General features: G+C 34.0%; 5 protein-coding genes. 4 read left to right on the top strand and 1 reads right to left on the bottom strand.

The window, feature by feature from the left end; translation table 11 throughout:
* Positions 1–367: 367 nt before the first annotated feature.
* Positions 368–1,864: a GGDEF domain-containing protein gene (locus tag V6255_RS10410; protein WP_341628095.1), complete on the bottom strand. Its 1,497-nt coding sequence runs from the start codon at positions 1,862–1,864 to the stop codon at positions 368–370.
* An 860-nt stretch (positions 1,865–2,724) separates the two neighbouring features.
* On the opposite strand from V6255_RS10410, the gene V6255_RS10405 reads away from it, so the two are divergent.
* The 4 genes from V6255_RS10405 (at position 2,725) to V6255_RS10390 (ending at position 6,503) form a co-directional block, all read left to right on the top strand.
* Positions 2,725–3,408: a PEP-CTERM sorting domain-containing protein gene (locus V6255_RS10405; RefSeq protein WP_341628094.1), complete on the top strand. Its 684-nt coding sequence runs from the start codon at positions 2,725–2,727 to the stop codon at positions 3,406–3,408.
* 438 nt (positions 3,409–3,846) lie between these two features.
* On the top strand, positions 3,847–4,881 hold the full coding sequence (gene metN / locus V6255_RS10400; protein WP_341628093.1) for a methionine ABC transporter ATP-binding protein MetN: 1,035 nt from the start codon (positions 3,847–3,849) through the stop codon (positions 4,879–4,881).
* Positions 4,871–5,557, top strand: coding sequence for a methionine ABC transporter permease (locus tag V6255_RS10395; RefSeq protein WP_160063456.1), 687 nt, complete (start codon positions 4,871–4,873; stop codon positions 5,555–5,557). The genes metN and V6255_RS10395 overlap by 11 nt, the downstream gene beginning before the upstream one ends.
* A 127-nt stretch (positions 5,558–5,684) precedes the next feature.
* Positions 5,685–6,503 (top strand): MetQ/NlpA family lipoprotein, encoded by an 819-nt coding sequence (locus V6255_RS10390; protein WP_341628092.1) that lies wholly within the window; start codon positions 5,685–5,687, stop codon positions 6,501–6,503.
* The last annotated feature ends 395 nt before the right edge of the window (positions 6,504–6,898 follow it).

Below are 6,898 nucleotides of genomic sequence, written 5' to 3'. Positions count from 1 at the left end.
AAAATGTGCACTAGGGATTGGATGAATCTGATCAACTAATTAGGCGGAATGGTATTAAACAGGATTTTGAATCGCAGTTATGTATAAAAATAAGGTTGATACTCAATTTTACTCATGTTGATAAAGCGAATTATATTTATTAGTTTGCTAGGCTCATTTTCATGGAGTTAATAACCTTAAATATGAGATGAAAAGTACGAGTATATTGTATAGAAAGTAATTTATTAAAGAGGGGGATTATGACCGTTAATATTTGAGCATGAACTTTTATAATGTAGCTTAAATTTGGTATTAGCCTCCTTATTGAGACCCCATACTTATAGAGGGTTGTAATATAAGTCTCTCTTACTTGTTGTTAAAAGTAGCCTTAGATTGTTATATTTTCATTGTGTTTATACTTTTTATTATGCGATTCAAGCTGTTTAATAAAGCTTAGTAGATTCTTCAACATTGTATAATCATTATTCCTAATATTGATTTTTTGTAGCGAATCTAACAGTTCGATATGGTCAATACGTTGTTTTTTACTTAAATTTGAGTGTATTTTTTTACTGGTTGCGACTTCGTCTTTAAAATACGATGATACCATTTGAATTAATTGCGGGAAGCCACTCGCTATATCTATTTGTTTATCGAGTAATGAATAAAGTAGGTTATCTATCTCCTGTCGATCGCTCGCTGTTTCAGTTATACCTATTTTCGCTAGATTATATTTGTAAGGAGTTAAGTTTTCTGAGAATACAATACTGTAGTGTATACGTTTTTTAGCTTGATACATTGCTGCATCAGCGGCTTTAATTTCTGACTCTGCATCTTTTGCTTCGGGCGTTAAAATATGCACACCGATGCTACAATCAATGTGTAACTTAAACCCACCTATATCGATGTCTTCTTTCATTAAATTTTGCACTCGTTGTGCAAGTTTATAAGCATATTGATAAGCAGTGGTTTTGTTTTGACCTGTATTTTTAATTAGAATAGCAAATTCATCACCACCTATTCTAGCAATGACTTCTTCATCTCGTAATGAGGTGTTTAATCTCGAGCCAAACTCTACTAGTACTTTATCACCAATATTGTGCCCATATTTATCGTTTATTGGCTTGAATCCATCTAGGTCAATATACAATAAGGCTCCGTAATGTTGACCGTGAGATAATGAAGGTAATAGTCGTTTAAACTTCTCATCAAACATTCTACGGTTAAATAAGCCGGTTAACGTATCTGTAGTAGATTCTGTTATTAATTTCTTTTGTGCTTCTTCTGCGAAACTTAATAAGAAAAAAATACCAGAAATAACTGAAAAAACAGGCCATATGATTTGAGTCGGAGCCGTTGTAATACTGAATGCCTCTGGTGAGACTTCTAATAGAATAGACCGAGTAATGACCATTGCTATCATAATGAAATAGCTATATACAATGACCATATCAGAAGGGTTTCTATCTGCTTTCTTTTTTAAAAATAGATAACCGCATAAAGAAAATGCGATAGGTATAAATATACTTGAAGTGTGTAATAACCCAATTATGTTGTCATTTAAAATAAAGTAACTTTGCGCAATGATATTAGTTAAAAACAAACAGATAATTAACTCCCATGGTGTACCTACTTTGCAGCGTTTAAAGCTGAAAACGGTGATCCCCCATATAAACATGGAAGATAATATTGCAGATAATATTTTGATAGAAAGGGTTAACTCTAAAAAGTATAAAAACCAACTTATAGCGAATACATAAAATGAACCCACTAAAAATTGTGTTGATTTAGTATTTTCTTCGGTGTTTTTAATGCGTGTTCCGGCAAATGCTAAAACAAGGTTAATTAATGCAATGGTCAGATAGTAGGTTTGATCGGAAGACATAAGCGTTTATCCAAATAAATTCGATAGCTCAATTGTTTGTTCGTTAATTAAACTATTAACGTGCATCTATTTGAGTTTTAGTTAAGACCTTATAAGTTAAAAAATTGTGCTCATACATTTATACTTAATCTATATTCTACTACTACATTTTTAGAAAGCTTACTTGTGTTTCATCTCTGCATGATACTAACTACAATAATTTATATTTGATTGACATTCAAACCGATCGTACATTTTTATTATTTAATTCTCTTTGTTGAGATGTAAAGCTAATTGTGGGGTATTAAAGAATGAATTAAAATCAACTAAGGTCATATTTTAAGGTGTTTAGACGCAATGTGTGACTATAGTTAGTTTGTCACATGATTTGTTTTTAATTATTAACAAAAGAATTTTTAATATTTTTTTTATTTTGTAATCTGGTTTTATTTTTATATCAGTATGGCTATTAGTTGAGTATTTTAATTAAGAATATTTCGTCTTTTTTGAGATGTTTCCTAGATAGAATTCCATAAGTTGGACAGAGGAGGTAATACTTATGGAGCTTGAGTCGCATATGCTTTTCGAGATAAATTTACCCATCATAAGTTTTCTTCGTTTTTCAAATACGCTTTCGAATAATTTTGAACAATTCATGTACTCCTTTAGGAGTGATTTTTTTCTGTTGTTTAGATGATCTTTAACTTAAAGCTTAATTAATTGTAGGTAATTTGTGAATTTTAAGTCAAATCACGCTTTATGAGTATATTAAGTTGATATGACAATATATTCGCTTACAATATAACCAGTTATAAATGAGATTTCATGGAGATTCTTTCTGATAATTAGGAAAGAAAATGAAGGTAATAAAGGATATACAAATGAAAAAAGTTTTTTCAAAATTAACGGCTGTTACAGTTTTGCTGTCTGCAAGTTGTGTTTTCAATGTAGCTAACGCTAGTTTGATCTTCTCTGAAGATTTTAGTGGTGGTAGTTCAGCATTAGAAAATTCAACGGATGTAACTTGGGCTGATACAAGCGGCAGAGGTTTCGAAGTTTACACTTTTGCAAGTGCTGGACCTCGTGGAATGAGCGGTACTTATGATCATGATAACGATGCCTCAACTGCACAAGTAAATATTCCTGGTGCAATCGAAGTAAACGATGATCTAGGTAATGAAACGTTGACAGCTTCGTTTACTTTAGATTCTGTTATTGAAGCTGGTCAAGAAGCTGTATTAAGTTTCTTTGCTGGTGCTCGTAATAATGCGATCGGTGCAACAGTTGAAATTTTAAACCTAACGCAAGATACTTCACTGTCTGGTTTGTTTGAACCTACTGCGACTTCAATTGAATGGACTTTTAATAGCTTTTCTTTTGATTCTGCTGCTGCAAGTATTGGTGATGTTTTACAAATCACTTGGTTAGGCGGTGGTACTAATTCTGCAACAGGTTTAGAAGTCGCTGATGTGAACTTTTCTGTTGTAGATGTACCTGCTCCTGCAACAACTGCAATTCTTGCACTTGGTTTAGCTGGTTTAGGTTTCCGTCGTTTCAAGAAGTAATATGATTTGAGCTTAACGCTTTTTATCTAACTACTATTTCAAATGACTATTGAAGCACTATACAAATCGTATGGTGCTTTTTTTTTGCGTTTTAGTCATTCATTTTATTATCTATTAAAATAGTTGTCTTTTAAAACATCATTATCAAAGCTTTATATTTTTTGAAAGCTAAATATCCTATTTTTATTTCTTTGCTTATTCTTTAGTTTTATCAAATTAAATAAGATAATCCTATTAACAATAAACAATGTAAATCGCTTACTTCTTAATCTAATCTTTTTACCTCTTAATACTTAAATTTAATATATCTTTATTTCAATATAATCATCAATTGCTTTAGACGTCTAGAAGGCTTATTATGCACGAGTAATTACGATGGAGATCACTAATTTACTGTGATGTTTGAAACGTAAGCAATATTTAATTTCAGGAAATCTGATGATAGAAATAAAAAATGTAAACAAAGTATTTTATCAGGGTGATAAAGTGATTAATGCACTTTCTGATATTAATCTGACTATAGCGCAAGGTAGTATTTTTGGCGTAATCGGCTCTTCTGGTGCAGGTAAAAGTACATTGATACGCTGTGTTAACTTATTAGAGCGCCCGACCAGTGGAGAAGTCATTGTTGATGGTATCGACTTAACTCAATTATCTGAGCAAGAGTTAACACAAACTCGTCGTAAAATTGGCATGATCTTTCAACACTTCAACTTATTATCTTCTCGTACTGTTTTTAATAATATTGCATTACCGTTAGAGCTTGCAGGTGAATCAAAAAGTAAGATCAAAAGCAAAGTAGAAGAGTTGTTAGCGTTAGTTGGCTTAGCTGATAAACGTGATGTGTACCCAGCAAATTTAAGTGGTGGTCAAAAACAACGTGTCGCTATCGCTCGTGCATTAGCATCCGACCCTAAAGTTTTGTTATGTGATGAAGCAACTAGTGCGTTAGATCCTGCAACGACTATATCTATCCTAGAGCTATTACGTAAAATTAATAAAGAGTTAAATTTAACGATTTTATTGATCACACATGAAATGGCCGTGGTAAAAGGTATTTGCCAAGAAGTGGCGATTATTGGTGATGGTAAATTAGTTGAAAATGGTTCTGTAGGTGGCATCTTTGCACATCCTAAAACAGATCTTGCACGTGAATTTATTCGTTCAACATTAGACCTGTCTATTCCTGGCGATTATAAAGAACGTTTACAAGCAACTCGTGTTGAAAATAGTTTTCCATTGATACGCTTAGAGTTTACAGGTGCTTCCGTTGATGCCCCGGTAATAAGCCATGTTGCACGAGAGTTCAATATTGATATCAGTATATTAAGCTCAAATATGGATTATGTAGGTGGGGTTAAATTTGGTCTTATGCTAGCGGAATTCATTGGTTCAGAAGCATGTGCAGATAAAGCAATCCAATACTTAAAAGAACAAAAAATTGAACTAGAGGTGCTAGGTTATGTCATTTAATGCAGTAACTATGTGGTGGGCTGAAAATACTCGCTTAATTGAGCTCTTAGTAGACTCTTTATGGGAAACATTAGTGATGGTGTTTACCTCTGGCTTTATTGGTTTTGCGGTAGGCATTCCTCTAGGAGTATTGTTACACCTGAGTAAAAAGAATGGTTTATTAGAAAATACGTTTTTAAATAAAGTACTTGGAGTAGTGGTTAATATTGGCCGTTCAATTCCTTTCATTATTTTATTGGTGGCATTGATTCCAGTAACACGTTTTATTGTTGGGTCGTCAATCGGCACCGCAGCTGCCATTGTGCCATTAACTATCGGTGCAATTCCTTTTATTGCTCGTCTTGTGGAAGGGGCTTTATTGGAAGTGCCAAGTGGTTTAGTAGAAGCTGCACAAGCAATGGGTGCAAAACCAATTCAAATTATTAACAAGGTGTTATTACCAGAAGCCTTACCTGGCATTATTAACGCAGTAACGATTACTTTAGTTACCTTAGTTGGCTACTCTGCAATGGCAGGTACTGTTGGTGGTGGTGGCCTTGGTGATGTTGGTATTCGTTATGGTTATCAACGTTTTGACGCAACAGTAATGATGATAACAATCGTTATTCTGGTGATAATGGTACAAATGATTCAGTCACTTGGTGATTACCTTGTTAAACGTGTCGATCATCGTTAAATTTTTAAGATGTGATTCAGCCTTTAACGTCTCATTTCAGTCGTTAAATATTCTCAATTAAGAAAAATTAAGTTTTAAAGTTACATTTTAAAATGACATTTAATAATTACATTAAAAAGGAAAGTTTATGAGCTTTAATATCAAAAAAGTATTCGCTGTTTTAGGTCTTGCATCAACATTTGCATTAGCAGGCTGTGGTGAAAAAGAAGTTGTTGTCGTTGATAACACTAAAGTAACTGTCGGTGTTATTGCTGGCGCAGAAGCACAAGTAGCAGAGATTGCTGCAAAAGTTGCAAAAGAAAAGTATGGGTTAGATGTTTCACTAGTGACTTTCTCTGATTACATTACACCTAATGCGGCATTAGACGAAGGTTCGATTGATGCAAATGCATTCCAGCACAAGCCTTACTTGGATCAACAAATTACTGACCGCGGTTACAAGTTTGCAGTTGCAGGGAACACATTGGTTTACCCAATTGCTGGTTACTCAAGTAAAATAACATCATTAGACGAATTAAAAGATGGCGATCAAATTGCAGTACCAAGTGACCCAACTAACTTAGGTCGCTCTTTAATTTTATTAGAGAAGCAAGGTTTATTAACGCTTAAAGAAGGTGCTGGTCTACAAGCAACAGTATTAGATATTGTTAGCAGCGAGAAAAACTTAAAAATTATTGAGCTAGAAGCGGCACAATTACCTCGCTCATTAGAGGATGTAAGCCTTGCTATCATCAACACAACCTATGCAAGTTCTATCGACCTTTCTCCTGAGCATGATGGTTTGTTTGTTGAAAACAAAGAGTCTCCATACGTTAACTTAATTGTTGCTCGTGAAGATAATGTTAAGTCTGAAAACGTACAAAACTTTGTTAAAGCATACCAGTCTGATGAAGTGTACCAAGCTGCACTTGAAATATTTAAAGGTGGCGCTGTTAAAGGTTGGTAATCTATTCCTTGTAGTGCAATGCTAAGTTAATTAAAAAGGTATTAAGCTGAGCTTGATACCTTTTTTTATACCTGTTGAAAAGTGAACCCTTGCTAACAAACCACCGGTATGTGCCCGTTACCGTTCAAGGTGCTTTGTTTAGTCGTTAGCTTGGACTCCAAATCAAGGTGTAACATGATGACAATAGCGAGTCCTTACCGAAGGTTGCAACGCAGAGTTGGTTTTCAAGCTAACGGTCCAGAGGGAAAGCTGTGAAGTAAACTCTTTCGTTGTTAGAAAGTGTCGATTTAAGCTGTTAGATTTCCCTCTTTCTGCTTATAACCTGTTCAATTCATCGCTTGTGGAATGTTGCACCTTGAATGGTAACAGGTATAAATAGTGAGATGATTTTAGTA

Origin of the sequence: Psychromonas arctica, assembly GCF_038155225.1 — a bacterium.
Taxonomy (GTDB): Bacteria; Pseudomonadota; Gammaproteobacteria; order Enterobacterales; family Psychromonadaceae; genus Psychromonas; species Psychromonas arctica_B.
Note: the sequence above shows the minus strand (reverse complement) of the source record. Positions and strands in the feature narration are given on the sequence as shown.

What these genes read in the sequence shown, in the direction of transcription:
- V6255_RS10410 (WP_341628095.1), bottom strand. Translation starts at nt 1,864, where the DNA reads ATGTCTTCCGATCAAACCTACTATCTGACCATTGCATTAATTAACCTT.
- V6255_RS10405 (WP_341628094.1), top strand. Translation starts at nt 2,725, where the DNA reads ATGAAAAAAGTTTTTTCAAAATTAACGGCTGTTACAGTTTTGCTGTCT.
- metN (WP_341628093.1), top strand. Translation starts at nt 3,847, where the DNA reads ATGATAGAAATAAAAAATGTAAACAAAGTATTTTATCAGGGTGATAAA.
- V6255_RS10395 (WP_160063456.1), top strand. Translation starts at nt 4,871, where the DNA reads ATGTCATTTAATGCAGTAACTATGTGGTGGGCTGAAAATACTCGCTTA.
- V6255_RS10390 (WP_341628092.1), top strand. Translation starts at nt 5,685, where the DNA reads ATGAGCTTTAATATCAAAAAAGTATTCGCTGTTTTAGGTCTTGCATCA.